Genomic DNA, 18781 nt, shown 5'->3' with positions numbered 1-18781 from the left:
TCCGCTCTCGGACGCCCCGGCGGAAGTAACTACCGTCCGGCGAGCCGTTCGATGGTGCCCGCGAGCACCGCGACGGCGTCCCGGCAGTCCGACCAGTCCGTCCACTCGCGGGGACTGTGGGAGAACCCGCCCTCGGAGGGCGCGAACAGCAGGCCTGCGTCCGTCACGCGCGCGACGTGCATCGTGTCGTGCGCCGCGCCCGAGTGCAGGGCGAGACTCGCCAACTCGCTCTCGTCCGCGGCGTCGGTGGCGGCGTCCCGGACGCGCTCGGCCATCGGCGCGGGCGGCACGTCGAACGGCCGCGAGAGCGCGGTCTCGACGCCGCGCTCCGCGTCGAGTCGGTCGAGGGAGTCGCGGGCCGCGGCCGCGAGGTCGTCCATCGTCTCCTTCGAGACGTCCCGGATGTCGACGCCGAGTTCGACGCGGCCGGGGACGACGTTCGTCGCGTTCGGCGACACGTCCAGGCTCCCGACGGTGCCGACCGCGGTTCCGTCCCCGCTCGCGGCGTCGGTGGCGGCGTCCTCCACGTCGAGCACGAACTCGCTCGCGGCGGCGAGCGCGTCCGTCCGCGCGTCCATCGGGGTCGCGCCCGCGTGGTCGGCCTGTCCCTCGACGACCGCCTCGCAGTGCGTGATGCCCGTGATGTCGGTGACGACGCCCACGTCCGCGTCCGCGGATTCGAGGCGGGTTCCCTGTTCGATGTGGAGTTCCACCCAGGCGTCCCACGCGCTCGCGTCGAGCACGCCGTCCCCGCGGTAGCCGATGTCGGAGAGCGCGGCGTCGAGCGTCCGCCCCTCGTGTTCGTACGCGAGCGCGGTGTCGAGGTCGCGCTCTCCCGTGGCGACCGACGACCCGAGGAGGCCGGGCGCGAACGACGCGCCCTCCTCCTCCGTGAACGACACGACCTCGACGGGTCGCGCGAAGTCGGCGTCGGACTCCCGGAGCGCGCGCACGGCTTCGAGCGCGCCGTACACGCCGAGCGGGCCGTCGAAGATGCCGCCGTTCGGCACCGAGTCGAGGTGGCTTCCGGACGCCACCGCCGCCGCGTCGGCGTCCGCGGCGTCGGGCACCCAGCGGCCCGCGATGTTCCCGACGGCGTCCACGCGCACGTCGAGGCCCGCGTCCTCCATGCGCTCCACGAGGTGGTCGCGGGCGTCCCGGTTCGCGTCGCTTCCGGTGCGGTTCGTGCGGCCGGTGTCGCCGGTCGCGCCGAACGCGGCGTTCGCCTCGATGTCGTCCCGCAGGCGGTCGAGAGAGACGTCCATGTCCGACGGTGGACGCGCGGCTCAAAGAGTATGGTGGAGAGTGGAAGCCGGAGACGGCTTCCGGTCTCAGAGGCACAGTGCCTGCGGACTGCAGGCATTCGAAGAAAGCGCCCTCCCCGCGGATACTACGCCTGCATTACACGTACGGGTTTTATCAGTCCAGCCGGAGGTCGGCGGCGTCCGCGTCCGCGACGAGCGCGTACTCGCGGCCGGTGCGGGAGACGACGCCCTCCGATTCGAGGTGGTCGAGGTGGGCGTACGCCTCGCCCGGCCCGTGGAGGACGTGGATGGCGTGCAGGTCGCCGAACAGGTCGGCGCTCACCTCCCAGGGCGTCGCCGGCCCGCGCTCGCGGAGCACGGAGAGCACGCGCTCGGTGCGCTCGGCGTGGTGGTCGGCGATGTCTCGCGCGCGGAGAGTCGGCGCGAAGATGGGGCCGCGGTGGCCGGGCCACGCCCGGTCGAGGCCGAGGGATTCGATGCGGTCGAGGCTGTCGAGGTACGTCCGGAGGGGGCGTTCGACGCGCACGTCCGCGCCGCCGACGTTCGGCGTGTACTTCGGGAGGAGGGCGTCCCCGACGAACGCCTCCCGGCGGCCCTCGCGCTCCACGAGGTAGCCCACGAGCCCGGCGGCGTGCCCCGGAAGGTGAACGACCTCGGCCTCGTACGGGCCGAGCGCGAGCGTGTCGCCGTCCGCCACCGGCGTCACGTCCGCGGGTTCGCCCCGGATGTCGTCGTGGGTGTCGAGGAAGTCGAGGAGTTCGCGCTGCTTCTCCGCGGGCATCCCCCACTCGTCCAGGAGGTCGCGCTGGCGGTCGTGCATCGCCGCACGCGCCTCCTCGTCGCCGGCGACGAGCGGCGCGTCCGCCTCGTGGACGACCACGTCCGCGCCGCTCTCCCGCTGGAGGCGTCCCGCGAGGCCCGCGTGGTCCTCGTGGAAGTGCGTCAGGAGGATGCGGTCGAGGTCGCCGACCGCGTGCCCGGCGTCGGAGAGCGCGCCCGCGAGTTCGTCGTACACGCCGTCCGTGCCGACGCCCGTGTCCACGAGCGTCGTCGGGCCGTCCCCGGCGAGGAGGTAGACGCTGTTCCGGCCCTCGAACTCGGTGTTCCCGAGCTGGATGTGTCGCATACCCGGGGGTTCGACAGGGGGGAGTAAGGAGTTAGCGGACGCGGTAGGGGTCGGGGCCGGTGAGGAAGCGCCCCAGGTCCGTTTCGCGGCGGTAGTCGTGCTCCAGGACGTCCGCGAGCGCGTCCACGAACGCTCGTTCGTCGCCGTCACTCCAGTCGCCGGGGTCTTTCGCGGGGAGGACGAGGAAGCCCGCGCCGAGCAGTTCCTCGGCGTGCAGGGCGTCCGGGTCGATTGGCGCGTGCTTGGCGTGCCGGGCGGTGTACTCGCGCAGGACGTGGTCGATGGCGCGCTCCCCGACCGGAATCAGGACGTGCGCGGTGATGGCGCGGAGTTCCGCGTCGAAGAACGGTTCGAGGTCGCGGTACGCCGCCTCGTCGGGACTGCCGTCCGCGTCGGCCATGTGGAGGTAGGAGAGATAGAGGTTCTCCACCTCCGGCCGGTCGCTCACGTCCGCGAGCAGGCCGACGGCGGCGAGCGCGCGCTGGAGGCGACGCGCGCGCTCCGTGCCGGTGAACGGGATTCCGGTGTCCGCGCCGCCGTGCACGCCGGGGTGGTCGCCCACGACATGGAAGTCGGCGTTCGCGTCCCCGTACCCGGGAACCGGCGTCTCCCGCGGCGGGTTCATCCCGAAGGGGTTGCTCGTGCGGTCGGTGACGTTCTCCACGGGCTCCATAGTCGGTTCGAGAATAAAACGCGCACGCCCCGGCCGGAGACGCTTTCCCGGTCGCGTCCGAGGCGGAGATATGACGACTGTCTGGGTGCTCGGCGACCAGCTCACCCGCCGCGGCCCCGTCTCCCGCGCCCTCGACGGGGACGCCGACCGCGTGCTGATGGTCGAATCCCGCGCGTTCGCGGCCCGCCACCCCTACCACGGGCAGAAGCTCGCGCTCGTGTTCTCCGCGATGCGGCACTTCCGCGACCGCCTCCGCGAGGACGGCGTGACCGTCCGCTACGAGCGCGCGGACACCTTCCGCGAGGGCCTCGACGCGTTCTTCGACGACCACCCCGAGGAGTCGCTGGTGGCGATGCGGCCCGCGGGCGGCGGCGCGGACGCGCTCCGCGACCTCGTCCAGGACGCGGGCGGACGCGTCGAGTTCGTGGCGAACGAGTCCTTCCTCTGCTCGCCCGCGGCGTTCCGCGAGTGGGACGATGGCGGCCAGTCCCACGAGGACTTCTACCGGTGGATGCGCCGCCGTACGGGCTACCTGATGGACGACGGCGACCCGCTCGGCGGCGAGTGGAACTACGACGAACAGAACCGGGAGACGCCGCCCGACGACTACGAGTTCCCCGACCCCGCGCGCTTCCCGCCGGACGACACCACCGAGCGCGTCCTCGACGAGGTTCGCGCGGAGTACGACGCGTGGGGCGCGGTCGAGGTCTTCGGGTGGCCGGTGACGCGCGACGACGCCCTCGACGCGCTCGACGATTTCTGCGAGCACCGGCTCGCGGACTTCGGGACGTACCAGGACGCCGTCGTCGCGGGCGAGTGGGCGCTCAACCACAGCCTGCTCTCGCCCGCGCTCAACCTCGGCCTCCTCCACCCCGCGGAAGTCATCGAGCGCGCCATCGACGAGTACGACGCCCGGGCGGACGTGCCCCTGCACTCGCTGGAGGGGTTCGTCCGACAGATCCTGGGCTGGCGGGAGTTCATGCGCCAGGTCTACCTGCGCGAGGACGGGCTGGCGGACGCGAACCAGCTCGACCACTCCCGCGACCTCCCCGACTTCTACTGGACGGGCGACACCGACATGGCGTGTCTCCGCGAGTCCATCGCGCACGTCCGCGAGCACGGGTACGCCCACCACATCGAGCGCCTGATGCTCCAGTCGAACTTCGCGCTCACGTTCGGCGTCGACCCCGCGGAACTCACTTCGTGGTTCCACGCGGCCTACGTCGATGCCTACCACTGGGTGACGACGCCGAACGTCGTCGGGATGGGCGTCTACGGCACGGACGCGTTCACGACGAAACCGTACGCGGCGAGCGCGAACTACATCAATCGGATGAGCGACCACTGCGCGGGCTGTCCGTACGACCCCGACGCGACCACCGGTGAAGATGCGTGCCCCTTCAACGCGCTCTACTGGGACTTCCTCGCGGAACACGAAGACCGCCTCCGGCACAACTACCGGATGGCCGGCCTCTACCACCACGTCGATACCAAGCGCGGGGACGAACTGGACGCGATACGCGAGCGCGCCGACGACGTGCGCGCGCTCGCCGACGCGGGCGACCTCTAGACCCCGCCGGGCGTTCGTCTGGTAAGTAGGTTACGAGAGGTAAGTTTTTCCGAGCGCGTCCGCTCCACTCGCGTATGGCCGACCAACGGCTTTCCGTGGAGTGCGCCGGCAACGACTGGTGTTCCATCACCGCGACCGCCTCCCTCATCGGGAAGAAGTGGCATCCGGTCATCATCCACCGCCTCCTCCGCACGAACGCCCTCGGGTTCAACGAACTCCAGGAGGACGTGGACGGCATCTCCAGCAAAGTCCTCTCGGAGAGCCTCGACGACCTCGAAGAGAAGGGACTCGTCGACCGCCAGGTCGTGCAGGACAAGCCCGTGCGCGTCCGCTACTCGCTCACCGACCTCGGCGAGTCACTCGAACCGGTCGTGCGGTCGCTCGCCGAGTGGGGCGAACAACACCTCGAACCGGCCGAAAACTTAGTCTAGAAGGGCTTCGGCTTCCGCGACCTCCTCTTCTTCCGCCTCGTCGTCGCTCTCCGCGAGCGCGAGCCGGTAGAGGTTCTGGCGGGCGTCGGGGATGTAGATGTCCTTCTCCACGAGGTCGTTCTCCTGGAGGCGGTCGAGGGCGTCCCGGACGGTTCGCTGGGAGAGCCGGGACTTCTCGACGATTTCCTTCTGGGTCAGGCCGCCGTTGTATTCGAGCACCTTCACGACGAGTTTCGCGCTCGGCGGCAACTCGGAGAGTACGTCGTCCATCGTCGTTTAGGACAAGGGACGCCACCCTCTTAGGCACTCGGTAACGGGCTTGTCACGGGGTTACTCGCCGGTAACCTACTCCTGGATGTCGCCGTCGTAGCCCGCGTAGTCCACGGCGCGCAGGAGGCGGTCGTGGTCGGCGTCGCCCTCCACCACGGCCTCGCCGTCCTCCTGGCTGATTTCGACGGATTCGACGCCGCTCACGTCGGTGAGCGCGTCGCGCACGATTCGTTCGCAGCCGTCACACGTGAGGTCGCTGACTGACACAGTCGTCGCCATAGATGGGTGAAGAACCCGGACGCTTTAGGCGTTTGTGGCGTCCGCGAACGACTCGTAGCGCTCGACGAAGCGCTCCTCGCAGGACGAGCAACAGAAGTAGTAGGTGTCGCCGTCGAGCGTTCGGGACTCGCCCTCCGCGGTGACGGTGTTCTCGCACTCGGCGCAGGAGAGCGCGAGCGACACGTCCCCGACGCCGGGCGCGCTCTCGGACTCCGAGAGCAGCGACACGTCCCGCGACCGCACGCCCTCGTCGGGGAGGACGCGGTCGAGGAACCCCCGCACGTCGCCGGGGACGTGGGCGTGCGCGAGCACGCGGTCGCCGGCGGTGACGTACACGCGCTCCACCGCGTCCGCGCCGCGCAACGCCGACCGCACCGCCTCGACCGCGTCCGACGCGACCGCGAGTTCGACGAGGACGGGCGTGCCGGCGTCGAGTGTACTCCGGTCGAGGTCGACGGTGAACCGCCGAATCACGCCCAGCTCCTGGAGGCGGTCGACGCGGTCGGAGACCGTCGGGGGCGCGCGGTCGACCGCGTCGGCGATGTCGCTGTACGGCGTGCGCGCGTCCGCCGCGAGCATCGAGAGGATTTCGCGGTCGATGTCGTCCAGCCCTCTCATGGGCGGAGCCACCCGAGCAGGCGGTAGTCGTGGTCGGGCGTGTACGTCCGGAAGAGCAGGCTGTTCGAGAGCACGGACACCGACGAGAGAGCCATCGCGCCCGCGGCGAGCACGGGCTGGAGCAGTCCGATGGAGGCCAGCGGAATCATCGCGGTGTTGTAGCCGAGCGCCCAGAAGAGGTTCTGGCGTATCTTCGCGAGCGTCCCCTCGCTGATGCGCACCGCCCGAACCACGTCGAGCGGGTCGTCCCGCATCAGCGTCACGTCCGCGGCCTCGATGGCCACGTCGGTACCGGAGCCGATGGCGGTGCCGACGGAGGCGGCGGCGAGCGCGGGCGCGTCGTTCACGCCGTCCCCGACCATCATCGCGTTCCCGGACTGCTGGATGTCCTCGACGGCGCTCGCCTTCTCGTCGGGGAGCACGCCCGCGCGGACGTTCGCGGGGTCGATGCCGACCTCCTCGGCGACGGCGCGCGCGGTGCGCTCGTTGTCCCCCGTGAGCATCCACACGTCGGTGCCGCGCTCGCGGAGGTCGCTCACCGCCCGTTTCGCGGTGTCCTTCACGGTGTCCGCGTCCGCCACCAACCCCACGAGTTCGCCGGACACGGCAACGAGCATCGCGGTCTTCCCCTCGGATTCGAGGCGTTCGAGTTCCCGGCGGCCAGCGCTGGTGTCCACGCCGTTGTCGTCGAGGAACCCGCGGTTCCCGACGAGCACCTCGCGGCCGTCCACGGTCGCGCGAACGCCCTTCCCGGGCGCGTTCTCGAACTCGCTGGGGTCGGCGAGTTCGACGCCGCGGTCGCGCGCGCCCTGGACGATGGCGTCACCGAGCGGGTGTTCGCTCCCGCGCTCGGCGCTCGCCGCCATCCGGAGCACGTACTCCTCGCTCGACTCGGCGTCCGCGCCCGCCTCGTCCTGTGCGACCGCGCCGCCGTCCGCCGCGGTGCGGTCGAGCGCCACCACGTCGGTGAGCGACATCTCGCCCGTGGTGAGCGTCCCGGTCTTGTCGAAGACGACGGTGTCCACGTCCTCGACGCGTTCGAGCACGTCGCCGCCCTTGAACAGGACGCCGTGTTTCGCGCCGATGGTGGTGCCGACCATCGTCGCCGCCGGGGTGGCGAGACCGAGCGCGCACGGACACGCAATGAGCACCGCGGACGCGAACACGACCACGGAGAACTCGAACACGCCGACAGCGCCCGGGCCGCCCCCGACGAGTCCCCAGACGGGGAGCGCGTTCACGAGCGCTTCGAGCGCGCCCGGGAACGCGTACCAGACGCCGGCCCAGAACAGCGCGTTCAGGATGACCACGGGGACGAACACGGAACTCACGCGGTCGGCGACGTTCTGGATGTCGGGCTGGCGGCTCTGCGCCTCCTTCACGCGTTCGACGATCTGCTGGATGGCGGTCTCGGAGCCGACCTTCGTCGCCTCGACTGTAAGGACGCCGTTCTCGTTGATGGTGGAGCCGATGACCTCGTCGTCGGGTTCCTTCGACACCGGCACGGACTCGCCGGTGACCATCGACTCGTCCACCGCGGACTCGCCCTCCACGACCACGCCGTCCGTCGGCACCTTCTCGCCGGGACGCACCTTGAGGCGGTCGCCGACCTCGATGTCGTCCACCGACACCTCCTCCTCGGTGCCGTCCTCCCGGATGCGGGTCGCGGTGTCGGCCTCCATTTCGAGGAGTTCGCGGAGCGCGCTGGACGCCTGGCCCTTCGAGCGGGCTTCGAGGTAGTTCCCGAGCGTGATAAACACGAGAATCAGCGCCGCGGTGTCGAAGTAGAGGCCGGCGTTCGGCAGTAAGCCGAGCAACGCGACGACGGAGTAGCCGTACGCCGTCGAGGAACCGAGCGCGATGAGCACGTCCATGTTCGCCGTGCGGTTCCGCACGACGGCGGTGTACGAGTTCTCGTAGAACTCCTTGCCGAGCACGACCTGGACGGGCGTCGCGAGCGCGAACATCACCCAGCCGAGGCCGACTCCGAACACGGCGTCGGGGAGGAGTTCGGGGAAGAAGAAGTGCTCCACGAGCATGCCGAGCAGGGGCGCGGAGAGCACCGCGCCGAACAGCACGAGGTTGCGCTGGCGCTCGATTTCCTCGGTGCGCGCGACCTCCCGCGCGTCCGACTCGTCGCCGTCGTCCTCGCGAATCGGCTCGTAGCCCGCGTCCGCGATGGCGTCGTAGAGCGCGTCGAGCGACGTGTCGTTCGGGTTGTACTCGACCTGCGCCTCGTCGGTCGCGTAGTTCACGTCCGCTGTGACGACCCCGGGCACGGATTCGAGGGCCTCCCGGTTCGTCTGCGCGCAGTTCGCGCAACTCATCCCCGAGATGCCGATGGTGCGGGTGTCGCTCACCGGCGTGTAGCCGGCGTCCCGGATGGCGTCGTAGATAGCCGAGAGCGACACCGCGTCGGGGTCGTACTCGACGGTCGCCTCGTCGGTGGCGAAGTTCGCGCTCGCCGCCGCGACGCCGTCAAGCGATTCGAGCGCGGACGACACGGTCTGCGAGCAGTTCGCACAGCTCATTCCCGTGATGTCCACGTGCGCAGTCCTGGTCATACAAGTGAGTACGGACGCATCGCTTTAGTGGATTGTTACTGTTCTCCCGGGGTCGAGCCGCCGCGCGACCGTGGAAACCAAGGCTAAAAACCAGAACTATGCGGGAGAGAACGCCCAAAAAACGCGCGGCGACCGCCGGAAAACCTCGAAACGGACTGATAGGCGTTATTCCGACTGTCTCGTTCGGCCTTCGTTTCTGAGGTTTCGACGGGGTTCGGGTTGGGTGTCGGAGGGAAAACGTGGAAAAGTCGCGGTGCCCTGTGTACGGGTATGACGACACTCACCGTCAGCGGCATGACGTGCGGGCACTGCGAGCAGAAGGTCGAGGACGCGCTCTCGGGCGTCGAGGGCGTCACCGACGCGAGCGCCGACCGCGAACTCGGCACCGCGACCGTCGAGGGCGACGCGGACACGGACGCGCTCGTCGCCGCGGTCGAGGACGCGGGCTACGACGCCTCCGCCTAACCCCTCTCGGCGGGGTTCCCCATTCCTTCTTTCACGCCGGCGGCGATGAGCGCGACGTTCACGGGGTAGGCGGCGATCAATCCTACCGAGAGCGAGAACGCGAGCGCCGCCCAGAACAGCGGTTCCGAGATGTGCGCCTCGCCCGCGAGCCAGACGTCCGTCCCGATGGCGACGACCTCCATCACGGTAATCGACGGCGTCTCCGAGTAGAACGCGTCCCGGACGGCCTCGCCGAACGGGACGCCGCCCTGCATCAGCGGGCCGACGGTGAGCCGACCCCGAAGACGTACGCGCACGTGAACGTCCCGGCGGCCGTGAGGAGCGTGCTGGAGACGGCGACGACGGCCGCCCACGCGAGCAGGACGCGGTGGTCGGAGAGCACGGACTGAAGCGCTGACTCGACCATACCGGGCGGGCGGCCGGTTACGCGTGGGTGGCGGCGAGCGCGACGAGCACGGCGAGCATGGCGAGCGCGTTCAGCGCGACGCTCTGTTTGTGGTATTCGGAGAATGCGTTGTCGCCCGCGGCCTCCATCTTCGGGATGAGACGGTAGCGGGCGTACGCCGCCGACGCGATGGCGACGGCGGTCGCGCCGTACGCCACCCAGGCGTAGTCGAGGCCGGCGAGCGCGTCGGTGACGGCGACGCCGCCGAGCGCGACGAACCCGAGGCCGACCCCTATCTGGTAGTACGTCGGGAAGATTGCGTTGACGACGGGGCCGGCGTCGTCGGTGCCGAGGACGCTGAACGTGGTCGGTGCGGCGACGAACGAGAAGAAGGCCATCGCGCCGAACCACGCGCCGAGCGCGAGGTCGGCGACGAAGGACGCGACCGCGGCGGCGAGTGACATGTGTGAGTCCTCCGCGGCCAGCGGCATTCGTTTTATGCTTCGGCCGCGGGAAGGACGAGTGAATGGAGAGACAGCAGCGCCGCGCCGTCGGCTACCTCGCGCTCCTCGCGGTCATCATGGCGGGGTACACGCTCGCGTACCAGGTCGGGATGGCGGTGTTCGAGGGCGAGCGCGTCACGCTCGTCCACGCCTTCCACATCGTCGTCGAGACGTTCACGACCACGGGGTACGGCGAGGACGCGAGCCGCTGGGACACCGCGGGCATCCTCCTGTTGATGGACGCGATGCAGCTCACGGGCGTCCTGATGCTGTTCCTGACGCTCCCCCTGTTCGTCGTGCCGTGGGTGGAGCGCCGGCTCGAAGTCGATCCGCCCGAGCGCGTCTCGCTCACCGACCACGTGGTCGTCTGCGGGTACACCGACCGCGTCGAGGCGCTCATCGACGAACTCGATGCGCAAACCGTCGAGTACGTCGTCGTGGAACCCGACCGCGAGGAGGCGCAGGCGCTCCACGAGGACGGTGTGACGGTCGTGCACGGGGACGCCGAGGACACGGACGTGCTGGAGGCGGTGTCGGTGCGGGACGCCCGCGCGGTCGTGCTGGACGCGTCAGACGAGACGAACGCGACCCTCGCGTTGAGCGTGCGCGAGGTGGACGAGGACGTGCGCGTCGTCGGGTTCGTCGCTGACCCGAGCCGCGCGAACTACGTCCGGTACGCGGGCGCAGACCGCGTGCTCTCCCCGCACGAGATTCTCGGGCGGAGCCTCGCGAACAAGGTGACGAACGCCGTCACCACCGACCTCGGGGAGACCATCGACCTGGGCGACGACTTCGAGGTTGCGGAGATGCCGATACAGCAGGGGAGCGCGCTCGACGGCAACACGCTCGCCGACGCCCGGGTTCGCGAGCGCACGGGCGCGAACGTCGTCGGGCTGTGGGCGGCGGGCGAGTTCGTCGCCGCGCCCGACCCGACGCGGGAACTCGACCGGAGCACCATCCTCCTCGTCGCCGGGGACGACGACTCCCTCACAGAGTTGAAGGCGCTCACGCTCGCGGAGGCGCGGCGGCACGACCGCGGGCGCGTCGTCGTCGCGGGCTACGGCGACATGGGGACGCGGGTCAGCGAAATCCTCGACGAGAACGACGTGCCGCACACGGTCGTCGACCGCGAAGACCGCCCCGGCGTCGACGTGGTCGGGGACGTGTCCGAGGAGGAGACGCTCGCCGAGGCGGGGCTGGCGGACGCGAGCGCGCTCCTGCTCGCGCTCGGGGACGACGCCGCGAGCGTGTTCACGACGCTGGTCGCGCGCGAGAACTACCCGGATGTGGAGATACTGTGCCGGGCGAACGACACGCGCGCCGAACCCCGGCTGTACGCGGCGGGCGCGGGGTACGTGCTCGCGCTCGCCACGGTCAGCGGCCGGATGCTGGCGTCCACTCTGCTCGGGGAGGACGTGATGAGCCTCGACAACCAGGTTGACCTCGTGCGGACGCGAGCGCCGGCGTTCGTCGGGCAGACGCTCCGCGAGGCCGCCATCCGCGAACGCACCGGCTGTACGGTCGTCGCCGTCCAGCGCGACGGCACCGTGGCGTCCGACCCGTCGCCCGACTTCCGCATCGAGCGGGGGGACGCGCTCGTCGTCGCGGGGACGGACGACGACATCGCGCGGTTCACCGACCTCGCGGACGTGCGGCCGGGAACCCCGTGACCGCCGGTGCCGACGCGTTTTAGTCCTCGGAGTGCGTCGTCGGGATAGATGCGCGTGAGTCCGAGACCGAGTGCGGCCCGCGGTAGGCGATAGCGAGTGCCGACGACACCACGACGCGCGTCGGGCCGCCACGTCTCGGGTCGGGCGGACGGGCTGAACCTTCCGAATTCCGGCACGAACCGCCCGATTCGACGGGAGACGCGGCAGTGTCTCACGTCGATATCCCGCACATACTTATGCCTCGTCGGCCTATGTCGGCGTAACCAAGGCGAGGCGTCGCCGCCACATCCCACCATCCTGTAGAAATGCCATACAAACTAGACGGGGTGTTTCCGCCGGAGCTCCTCTCGGAGGTCGAACCCGGGACGAACCTGCTCGTCAGCGGGCCGGCCATGTCCGGGAAGCGCCAGCTACTGCTCCGTCTGCTCGCCCGCGGCGCGGACGACGACGAGGGCGCTATCGTCGTCACGTCCCGGAACCCCGCGGACGACATCGCGGAGGAGTACAACGACCTCCTCGGCGACCGTACGAGCTTCTTCCGCATCATCGACAGCGTGAGTTCGCGGAGCGGCGGAGCGGAGGGCGAGATGAGTTTCGTGCGGAACGTCTCCTCGCCGGGCGAACTCACCGGTATCGGTATCGAGTTCTCCGAACTCGCCCGGGAGGCCGAGAACAACGGCGTCGAACGCCTCCGCATCGGCTTCGACTCCCTCAGCCCGCTCCTGATGTACGTCGACCTCCAGCGGCTCTTTCGCTTCCTCCACGTGTTCACGAGTCAGATTCAGAGCCGGGACTGGCTCGGGCTGTTCGCCATCGACCCGGACAGCCACGACGAGCAGGTCGTGAACACCATTAGTCAGTTGTTCGACGGGATGATTCAGGTGCGCGTCACCGACGACGGCACCCGCGAGGCGCGCGTGCGCGGCGTCACCGACTCCCCGACGGAGTGGGTGCCGCTCGACTAGTACAGGGTCGCGAGGACGCGCTCGGCGCGCTCCCGTTCGGCGGCGTACGCGAGATGCGTCTCGCAGTCGCAGTCGGACGCGCCGAGTCCCGGCACGGGCGCGAGCGCGTCCGTGAGACGTCTCGCGATTTCGCACTCGCGGTCTTCGTTCTCGACGGTGTACGTCTCGACGAGTCGGCTGTCCGGGTGGCCGAGCAGGTAATCGACGTGCCAGTGGCGGGTGTCGCGCTCGCCCGCCGCGAGTTCGGCGTGGCGCTGGACGCGCTTGAGGCCGCCCGACCCGAACGCGCTCCCCGTGTAGGCGTAGAACCCGCGGTCGAGGTCGCGTTCGCCGGCCGCGCCGAACCGAACCGTCTCGGGCGACGCGAGTTCCAGGAGGAGGGTGTACGTTCCGGGTTGCACGCTCCCGGCTTGGGCGCGCGGGCACTCGACGGTTCCGAACCGACACGTCCTTTCGCGCGCTCCGAGTCCACCCGCTATGGAAGCCTATCTGAAGTGGGCGGTCGTCGCCCTGCTCGGGTACACGATGGTCGCGCCCCTGATGAAGGTCGCGACGGTCGACATCCCCTCGACGGTCGCCGCGCTCGTCGCGAACGCCGTGCTGGTCGTCGGGTCGCTCGCCGTCGTCCTCTACGTCGATATCCCCGTCACGCCCTACCTCACGCACCCCCGCGCGATCTACGTGTACGCCGCCGGCGTCTGCCTCACCGTCGGCATCCTCGCGTACTATCAGGCGCTCGCCACCGGCCCGGTCAGCATCGTCGTGCCCGTCTTCGGGATGTTCATCGTCACGAGTTCGTTGGTCTCCGCGGTCTGGCTGGGCGACGACCTCACGCTCCGCAAAGCCGCCGGCATCGGGTTCGCGGCGGTCGCGGTCTACCTCACCGCCGGCCCCGGCCAGTAGGTCAGTCCATCCCGCCCGCGACGTACCGGGCGAGCGCGAAGCACGCGACGGCGGCGACGACGAACCCCGCGATAGTTGGGTAGGTGAGGTCGGTCGTGCTCCCGACCGCGAGTTTCGCGACGACGTTCTGCGGGCTCTCCGGGAGGAGGGACGCGAGCGCGAACACGCCGATAGCGCCGAACGAGTACACCAGCTGGGTCTCCCGGCGCTCGCCGAGGCGGAGCGCGAGCGCCGCGCCGCCACCGACCAGCACGGCCGCGAGCGCGGTGGCGAGGACGAGAATCGGGAGCGGGTGGTCGACCCGGATGCCGTTCAGGCCGAGGAAGCCGAGCCAGAGCGCGGCCTGCGCCGGCGCGAGCGCGATCATCGCGAGGCTCTTCCCGTCCACTATCTGGGGTATCGAGAGCGGCGTGACGCGGAGGAGTTCGAAGGTGCCACGTTCGAGTTCCTCGCTGAGGGTGTCCGCGACGACGCTCCCGCTGATGAACGCGGGCAGGAACATCAACAGCGGGAGGAGGATGGTGTACGTGAACCCGTAGTAGGTCGAGCCCGCGGACTCCGGCGGGAGCGAGAGCGGTTCCCGCGTGAGTTGACTGCTGAGGTCGTCCCTGAGATTTCGTTCGTACTCGGAGAGCACGTCCTTCAGTTGGACGACGACGAGCGTCGTTCGGAAGCTCCCCTCGGGGGCGTACGCGGACACCCTGACGTGGCCGTCCGGGTACTGGTTCGCGAGCAGGAGGGCGTCCACGTCGCCCGCGGCGAACGCGGACAGGCCGGCGTCCTCGGTGCCGTACATCACGGGGTTCCGGCGGTCGCTCGCGACGACGGGCGCGAGGTCGTCGCTCGCGTTCCCGGCGACGCCGACGTTCACGACGTAGTCGCCCTGGCTCGCGCTCGGACTGTAGAGGCTGACCAGGCCGACGACGAGGAAGGAGGAGAACGCGGCGATGAACAGCTGGATTATCAGGGCGAGCACGATGGTCTTCTCGGAGCGGAGGCTCGCGAGTTCGCGCCGTCCGACGACGAGGCGGTCACGCAACGGCGTTCACCACCGTGAGGTTGTACGCCAGGTGAATCAGGACGGCGAGGCCGAACCCGGCGACGTACTTCGCGCGGGTGCCGCGCGCGCCGAGCGCGCTCACCGACGCGGTGACGGTGTGGAGGGCGAGCGGCGCGAACAGCGACACGGCGAGGACGAGCGGGCTCGCGCCGAGCGTCGGGCCGAACGCGGCCTGTCCGAGTTCGAGGCCGGGGAGTCCCACCAGCTGCGTGATGAGCGTGAGTTTCTCCCCGAGGAAGAACCCGAGGCCGGCGGCGACGCCGAGCGCGAGCGCTGTGCGGCGGTCGTCGGGGAAGCGCGAGCGGAGGAAGCCCGCGCGGACGTGCAGGCTCTTCACCGCTTCCTCGATGACGGCGATGGCGGCGAAGAGGACGGGGAGCGCGAGCGACGACGGGAGGACGAACAGGCTCGCGACGGCGAACAGCTCCGCGATGAACGCGAAGGGGATGAACAGCGCCGTCCACAGGCCCACGCGCCAGACGGAGTGGAGGGGGGCGGCGAGCGCGTCCATCGCCTTCGCGGGGACGGGGCGCTGGGTGAACATGTCCTCCTCGCGGTAGACGCCGGTGCCGAGCGCGAAGCAGACGAGCGCGGCGAGCGAGACGGGGAGCGTGCCGAACAGGAACTCGCCGAGGCCGACGGGCGCGCCCTGCAAGTCCTGGACGACGAGCGAGAGCGGGCTGATGGCGGCGATGGGGTGGACTTCGGTGAAGACGGCGGGGACGAACGCGTACGCCATCAGGGGGACGCTGACGAACACGGTGACGAACGTGAGTTCCTTGTAGGAGCGCGCGAGCATCGCGCCGACGAACGTCGCCGCGAGGAACAGGCCGGCGAGCGGGAGGACGGCGAGCACGCTCACGAGGCCGCCGCCGACGGCGAACGCGATGACGGCCGTGATGGCGACGGCGACGCCGAGGTACGGGAGGGTCTTCCCGAGCACGATGTCGCCCCTGCTCGCCGGCGACACCAGCATCGGCTCGCCCCGGCGGTTGATGCGCTCGTTGATGACGCTCGACCCGTACGCCTGGATGAGGACGTTCAGCGGGAGGAGGAAGGCGAACGCGAGAACGAGCGAGCGCAGCGGGAACGGCGGGCTCAGCGAACTCGGCGTCCCGGTCTGCGTCCCGCCGAACGCGCCGCCGGGCACCGCAGGCACGCCGCCGCCGGAGCCACCGGCGTCGCCGCCATCGGGCGCGGTCGTCGTGGGGTCAGCGCCGCCCGTCCCGCCGTCGCCGCCTGACGTGCCGTCACCGCCCGCGGGGTCGCCGCCGTTCGCGCCGTCACTGTTCGCGGGGTCGTCAGCGTCCTGTTCGAGGTACTGGAGGGTGACGGTGACGGGGAACGCGGCGGACTGGTCGGATTCGAGGCTCATCAGGTAGTCGTTGTAGGCGACGACGGCCGCCCGGAGTTCCGCGAGCGCGGCCTGCGACTTCTGGGAGTCCCCGACGTAGAACTGGCTCCCGCGGATGCTGAGTTCGGCCGCGCCATCGGCGACATCCCGGGGGTCGGCGCTCACGGCGCGGAGTTCGGGGTTCCGCTCGACGACGGCGTGGTAGCGGTTGTCCTCGTCCACGCCCACCCGGTAGATTCCCTCGCCGGGACTCGGCTGGACGGCGACCAGGACGGGCGCGAGGACGGCGAGCGAGAGGACGACGCCGACGAGGAGGACGGCGGTTCGCCGGTCGACGTTCCCGGTGCTCTTCGTCGCCTCCCAGCGCGCGATGCGGAGGACGCGGCGCGGATTCACGCCCGGCCCTCGCGCGTCACGTCGAGGAACACGTCCTCCAGCGTCGATTCGCGGGTGCGGATGTCGAGCACCTCGCCGCCCGCGGACTCGGCTTCCTCGCGGACGCGCTCCACGCCGTTCATCCCGTCCACCGTGACCTCGTAGCGCTCGCCCGACCGTGTGGCGTTCGGAACGGGGACGGACGTGTAGACGTGGTACTCGATGCGGCCGTACTCGTCGCGAATCTCCGCGAGCGTGCCCTGTGCGGCGATACGACCGTCGTTCGCGATGGCGACGCGGTCGCAGACGGACTCGACGTGGTAGAGGTCGTGCGCGCTGAACAGCACGGTCTTCCCGCGGTCGGCGAGTTCGCGCGTGAACTCCACGACCTCGTTCGTCGTCAGGGGGTCGAGGCCGGACGCGGGTTCGTCGTAGATGAGGACGTCCGGGTCGTTCACGAGCGAGCGCGCGATGGCGACCTTCCGCTTCATCCCCTTCGAGAAATCCCCGACGGGGCGGTCGCGGGCGTCCAAATCGAGGCGGTCGAGCGTGCGCTCGATGCGGTCGTTCGCCGTCTCTCGCTCCACGTCGTAGAGGTCGGCGAAGAAGCGGAGGTAGCCGCGCGGCGTCATGTCCTCGTAGAGCGGGCTTTCCTCGGGGAGGAAGCCGAGCGTCCGCCGCATCTCGGGGTCTTGGGCGTCGTAGCCGTTCACGGTCGCCGACCCCGACGTGGGTTCGACGAGGCCGGCGAGCATCTTCAGCGTCGAGGTTTTTCCCGCGCCGTTCGGGCCGACCAGTCCGAACACTTCGCCCGCCTCGACCTCGAAGTCGATGCCGCGGACGGCGTGGACGCTCCCGTACTGTTTCGCCAAGCCGTCCACCGATATCATACCCGAACACGCGGGCGTCGGGCATATCGTAGTTTCGGCAGTCGCGAGAACCGCGGGGGAGCGGTTAGAAGAGGGAGACGCCGACGGCGTACGCCCAGTCCTGGCCGCCGATGGCGAGGAACGCGAGCGCGCCGCCAGTGATGACCATGTTCTTGAGGAACTGCGTCATCTCGTCCTGCTGCTGGTCTTCCGGAACGCTCCAGAACGCGTGCATCGTGAACGCGGCGACGAAGTTGAACACGGCGAGCGTGCCCGCACTGAGCACGGGGTACGCGCCGGCCGCGATGCCGAGGCCGCCGAGGACGAGCATCACGCCGGACGCGATGGTCATGAACCCGGGCGCGGGCAGGCCCTTGAACTCGGCGTAGCCCGTCATCTGTTCGAGGTTGAGGAAGTGGTTCAGGCCCATGAACGCGAGCGTCAGGCCGAACAGCAGGCGGCCGAGCAGGAGGAAAATCCCGGCGTCGCCGTCTACTGCCATGCGGTACGCACCTCTGTCGTGTCGAGTGACATGGACTACGGTAGGCGCGTCACGGCCTTATACGTAAGCGAACCCTCGGGTAACGAGGTGACACGCGTGTCAGTGGGTCAGCCGAGGCGGGTCGAGCCGTCTCGGACGGCCGCGAACCGGTCGTCCGCCCACGCGACGGCGTCGGGGTCGTCGTTCCGGAGGACGCCCGCGATGGGGCCGGTGCCGCAGACGACGAGCACCACGTCGCGGTCGTCGAGGGACGCGACGACGAGGCCGTAGTCGAGGTCGTCGTTCGCGAGGGAGAGCGCGGCGTCGTCGCTCTCGACGAACGTCTCCACCGTGTCCTGGTGGTTGGTGACGAGTTCGTCGAGGACGGCTTGCGTGACGACCACGTCGGCGTCTAGCCCGCTCTCGGCGACCCGGTCGCGGTAGACTTCGACGTGGCTCGGGAGGACGAGCGGCGCGAGCACCCGCACCTCGTTCGCGGCGCGGAGCACGTTCTCGACGGTTTCCATCGGTTTCTGGGGCGTGTGAGCGGCTTCGACGACGGTGGCGTTCTCGAACAGGCGCACGTCGAGGTCGGCGTCGTCGTCCACCGCGTCCAGCACGCCGTTCGCGTCCGCGACCGCGGCGACGGCGTCCCGGAAGGTCGTGTAGGCGTCGAGCGCGATGCGGCCCGCGGTCGTGAGCGAGACTTCGCCGTGCGTGCGGTCGACGAGGCCCGCGTCGGCGAGCTGGCGGACGGCGCGGTCGACGGTCGAGCGGGAGGCGTCGTGGGCGGCGACGAGTTCGCGTTTCTCCGTTACACCGTCCGCGATGCTCTCCAGGTAGTCGCCGCGCTGTGCGAGCAGGCCGACCAGTCCGGACGCGTCACTTGTCATTCCACCCACCACGCATGTGTCAACGTGAACACTCGTTTAATATAAAACTGGTGCGTATGGCG

Annotated in this window: 20 protein-coding genes and 1 pseudogene; 6 read left to right on the top strand and 15 right to left on the bottom strand. The window is 69.9% G+C overall.

What is annotated here, in order from left to right; genetic code table 11:
* Positions 1-29 precede the first annotated feature (29 nt).
* The 3 genes from LI334_RS09250 to LI334_RS09240 form a co-directional block, all read right to left on the bottom strand.
* Positions 30-1265, bottom strand: a complete 1236-nt coding sequence (locus LI334_RS09250; protein WP_227260385.1) for a Zn-dependent hydrolase — start codon at positions 1263-1265, stop codon at positions 30-32.
* Between the two features lie 154 nt (positions 1266-1419).
* Complete coding sequence (locus LI334_RS09245; RefSeq protein WP_227260383.1) at positions 1420-2391, bottom strand: MBL fold metallo-hydrolase; 972 nt, start codon at positions 2389-2391, stop codon at positions 1420-1422.
* A 31-nt stretch (positions 2392-2422) separates the two neighbouring features.
* A complete protein-coding gene (locus tag LI334_RS09240; RefSeq protein WP_227262334.1) occupies positions 2423-3055 on the bottom strand; it encodes a uracil-DNA glycosylase family protein in 633 nt (210 codons plus the stop codon).
* A 79-nt stretch (positions 3056-3134) separates the two neighbouring features.
* On the opposite strand from LI334_RS09240, the gene LI334_RS09235 reads away from it, so the two are divergent.
* Both LI334_RS09235 and LI334_RS09230 read left to right on the top strand, forming a co-directional pair.
* Positions 3135-4634: a cryptochrome/photolyase family protein gene (locus LI334_RS09235; protein ID WP_227260381.1), complete on the top strand. Its 1500-nt coding sequence runs from the start codon at positions 3135-3137 to the stop codon at positions 4632-4634.
* A 74-nt stretch (positions 4635-4708) separates the two neighbouring features.
* Positions 4709-5065 carry a winged helix-turn-helix transcriptional regulator gene (locus LI334_RS09230; RefSeq protein WP_227260379.1) on the top strand — a complete coding sequence of 119 codons (357 nt, stop codon included), beginning with the start codon at positions 4709-4711 and terminating at the stop codon, positions 5063-5065.
* Here the strand turns inward: LI334_RS09230 and LI334_RS09225 are convergent.
* The 4 genes from LI334_RS09225 to LI334_RS09210 all read right to left on the bottom strand — a co-directional run bounded on the left by LI334_RS09225 (position 5057) and on the right by LI334_RS09210 (position 8796).
* Positions 5057-5335 carry a helix-turn-helix transcriptional regulator gene (locus tag LI334_RS09225; RefSeq protein WP_227260377.1) on the bottom strand — a complete coding sequence of 93 codons (279 nt, stop codon included), beginning with the start codon at positions 5333-5335 and terminating at the stop codon, positions 5057-5059. The two genes, LI334_RS09230 and LI334_RS09225, sit on opposite strands and share 9 nt — an antisense overlap.
* Before the next feature lie 75 nt (positions 5336-5410).
* Positions 5411-5614, bottom strand: a complete 204-nt coding sequence (locus LI334_RS09220) for a heavy-metal-associated domain-containing protein (protein WP_227260375.1) — start codon at positions 5612-5614, stop codon at positions 5411-5413.
* A 24-nt stretch (positions 5615-5638) separates the two neighbouring features.
* Positions 5639-6232, bottom strand: coding sequence for a winged helix-turn-helix transcriptional regulator (locus tag LI334_RS09215; RefSeq protein ID WP_227260373.1), 594 nt, complete (start codon positions 6230-6232; stop codon positions 5639-5641).
* Entirely contained in the window at positions 6229-8796 is a 2568-nt protein-coding gene (locus LI334_RS09210; protein ID WP_227260372.1) for a heavy metal translocating P-type ATPase, read from the bottom strand. Before LI334_RS09210 ends, LI334_RS09215 begins: the two co-directional genes overlap by 4 nt.
* Positions 8797-9066: 270 nt before the next feature.
* Between LI334_RS09210 and LI334_RS09205 the strand changes: the two genes are divergently transcribed.
* Positions 9067-9261: a heavy-metal-associated domain-containing protein gene (locus LI334_RS09205; RefSeq protein ID WP_227260370.1), complete on the top strand. Its 195-nt coding sequence runs from the start codon at positions 9067-9069 to the stop codon at positions 9259-9261.
* Here LI334_RS09205 and LI334_RS09200 read toward each other — a convergent pair.
* Positions 9258-9577 (bottom strand): annotated as a pseudogene (locus LI334_RS09200) (DUF4396 domain-containing protein); the annotation flags it as partial. The gene LI334_RS09205 and the pseudogene LI334_RS09200 overlap by 4 nt on opposite strands.
* 107 nt (positions 9578-9684) lie before the next feature.
* Complete coding sequence (locus tag LI334_RS09190) at positions 9685-10110, bottom strand: DUF4149 domain-containing protein (RefSeq protein ID WP_227260364.1); 426 nt, start codon at positions 10108-10110, stop codon at positions 9685-9687.
* 62 nt (positions 10111-10172) lie between these two features.
* Between LI334_RS09190 and LI334_RS09185 the strand changes: the two genes are divergently transcribed.
* Both LI334_RS09185 and LI334_RS09180 read left to right on the top strand, forming a co-directional pair.
* Entirely contained in the window at positions 10173-11819 is a 1647-nt protein-coding gene (locus LI334_RS09185) for a potassium channel family protein (protein WP_227260362.1), read from the top strand.
* A 305-nt stretch (positions 11820-12124) separates the two neighbouring features.
* A complete protein-coding gene (locus LI334_RS09180) occupies positions 12125-12784 on the top strand; it encodes an RAD55 family ATPase (protein ID WP_227260360.1) in 660 nt (219 codons plus the stop codon).
* On the opposite strand, the gene LI334_RS09175 is transcribed toward LI334_RS09180, so the two are convergent.
* Positions 12781-13185, bottom strand: a complete 405-nt coding sequence (locus LI334_RS09175; RefSeq protein WP_227260358.1) for a GIY-YIG nuclease family protein — start codon at positions 13183-13185, stop codon at positions 12781-12783. The two genes, LI334_RS09180 and LI334_RS09175, sit on opposite strands and share 4 nt — an antisense overlap.
* Positions 13186-13261: 76 nt before the next feature.
* Here LI334_RS09175 and LI334_RS09170 point away from each other — a divergent pair, with 76 nt between their 5' ends.
* Positions 13262-13687: an EamA family transporter gene (locus LI334_RS09170; RefSeq protein ID WP_227260356.1), complete on the top strand. Its 426-nt coding sequence runs from the start codon at positions 13262-13264 to the stop codon at positions 13685-13687.
* Between the two features lies 1 nt (position 13688).
* Here the strand turns inward: LI334_RS09170 and LI334_RS09165 are convergent, their stop codons facing one another.
* The 5 genes from LI334_RS09165 to LI334_RS09145 form a co-directional block, all read right to left on the bottom strand.
* Entirely contained in the window at positions 13689-14726 is a 1038-nt protein-coding gene (locus LI334_RS09165; protein ID WP_227260354.1) for an ABC transporter permease, read from the bottom strand.
* Entirely contained in the window at positions 14719-16497 is a 1779-nt protein-coding gene (locus tag LI334_RS09160) for an ABC transporter permease subunit (RefSeq protein WP_227260352.1), read from the bottom strand. The genes LI334_RS09165 and LI334_RS09160 overlap by 8 nt, the downstream gene beginning before the upstream one ends.
* Positions 16494-17366, bottom strand: a complete 873-nt coding sequence (locus tag LI334_RS09155) for an ABC transporter ATP-binding protein (protein ID WP_227260350.1) — start codon at positions 17364-17366, stop codon at positions 16494-16496. Before LI334_RS09155 ends, LI334_RS09160 begins: the two co-directional genes overlap by 4 nt.
* A gap of 64 nt (positions 17367-17430) precedes the next feature.
* Positions 17431-17847 carry a DoxX family protein gene (locus tag LI334_RS09150; protein WP_227260348.1) on the bottom strand — a complete coding sequence of 139 codons (417 nt, stop codon included), beginning with the start codon at positions 17845-17847 and terminating at the stop codon, positions 17431-17433.
* 107 nt (positions 17848-17954) lie between these two features.
* The gene (locus LI334_RS09145; protein ID WP_227260346.1) at positions 17955-18719 is read right to left on the bottom strand and encodes a helix-turn-helix transcriptional regulator; all 765 of its coding nucleotides are present in this window, start codon (positions 18717-18719) and stop codon (positions 17955-17957) included.
* Positions 18720-18781: the final 62 nt, after the last annotated feature.

This window comes from Salarchaeum japonicum (assembly GCF_020614395.1).
Taxonomy (GTDB): domain Archaea; phylum Halobacteriota; class Halobacteria; order Halobacteriales; family Halobacteriaceae; genus Salarchaeum; species Salarchaeum japonicum.
The sequence above is the reverse complement of the archived record's forward strand: the minus strand, read 5'-3'. Positions and strand labels throughout refer to the sequence as shown.

What these genes read in the sequence shown, in the direction of transcription:
- LI334_RS09155 (WP_227260350.1), bottom strand. Translation starts at nt 17,366, where the DNA reads ATGATATCGGTGGACGGCTTGGCGAAACAGTACGGGAGCGTCCACGCC.
- LI334_RS09180 (WP_227260360.1), top strand. Translation starts at nt 12,125, where the DNA reads ATGCCATACAAACTAGACGGGGTGTTTCCGCCGGAGCTCCTCTCGGAG.
- LI334_RS09230 (WP_227260379.1), top strand. Translation starts at nt 4,709, where the DNA reads ATGGCCGACCAACGGCTTTCCGTGGAGTGCGCCGGCAACGACTGGTGT.
- LI334_RS09235 (WP_227260381.1), top strand. Translation starts at nt 3,135, where the DNA reads ATGACGACTGTCTGGGTGCTCGGCGACCAGCTCACCCGCCGCGGCCCC.
- LI334_RS09210 (WP_227260372.1), bottom strand. Translation starts at nt 8,796, where the DNA reads ATGACCAGGACTGCGCACGTGGACATCACGGGAATGAGCTGTGCGAAC.
- LI334_RS09150 (WP_227260348.1), bottom strand. Translation starts at nt 17,847, where the DNA reads ATGGCAGTAGACGGCGACGCCGGGATTTTCCTCCTGCTCGGCCGCCTG.
- LI334_RS09185 (WP_227260362.1), top strand. Translation starts at nt 10,173, where the DNA reads ATGGAGAGACAGCAGCGCCGCGCCGTCGGCTACCTCGCGCTCCTCGCG.
- LI334_RS09225 (WP_227260377.1), bottom strand. Translation starts at nt 5,335, where the DNA reads ATGGACGACGTACTCTCCGAGTTGCCGCCGAGCGCGAAACTCGTCGTG.
- LI334_RS09190 (WP_227260364.1), bottom strand. Translation starts at nt 10,110, where the DNA reads ATGTCACTCGCCGCCGCGGTCGCGTCCTTCGTCGCCGACCTCGCGCTC.
- LI334_RS09245 (WP_227260383.1), bottom strand. Translation starts at nt 2,391, where the DNA reads ATGCGACACATCCAGCTCGGGAACACCGAGTTCGAGGGCCGGAACAGC.
- LI334_RS09145 (WP_227260346.1), bottom strand. Translation starts at nt 18,719, where the DNA reads ATGACAAGTGACGCGTCCGGACTGGTCGGCCTGCTCGCACAGCGCGGC.
- LI334_RS09220 (WP_227260375.1), bottom strand. Translation starts at nt 5,614, where the DNA reads ATGGCGACGACTGTGTCAGTCAGCGACCTCACGTGTGACGGCTGCGAA.
- LI334_RS09250 (WP_227260385.1), bottom strand. Translation starts at nt 1,265, where the DNA reads ATGGACGTCTCTCTCGACCGCCTGCGGGACGACATCGAGGCGAACGCC.
- LI334_RS09170 (WP_227260356.1), top strand. Translation starts at nt 13,262, where the DNA reads ATGGAAGCCTATCTGAAGTGGGCGGTCGTCGCCCTGCTCGGGTACACG.
- LI334_RS09215 (WP_227260373.1), bottom strand. Translation starts at nt 6,232, where the DNA reads ATGAGAGGGCTGGACGACATCGACCGCGAAATCCTCTCGATGCTCGCG.
- LI334_RS09205 (WP_227260370.1), top strand. Translation starts at nt 9,067, where the DNA reads ATGACGACACTCACCGTCAGCGGCATGACGTGCGGGCACTGCGAGCAG.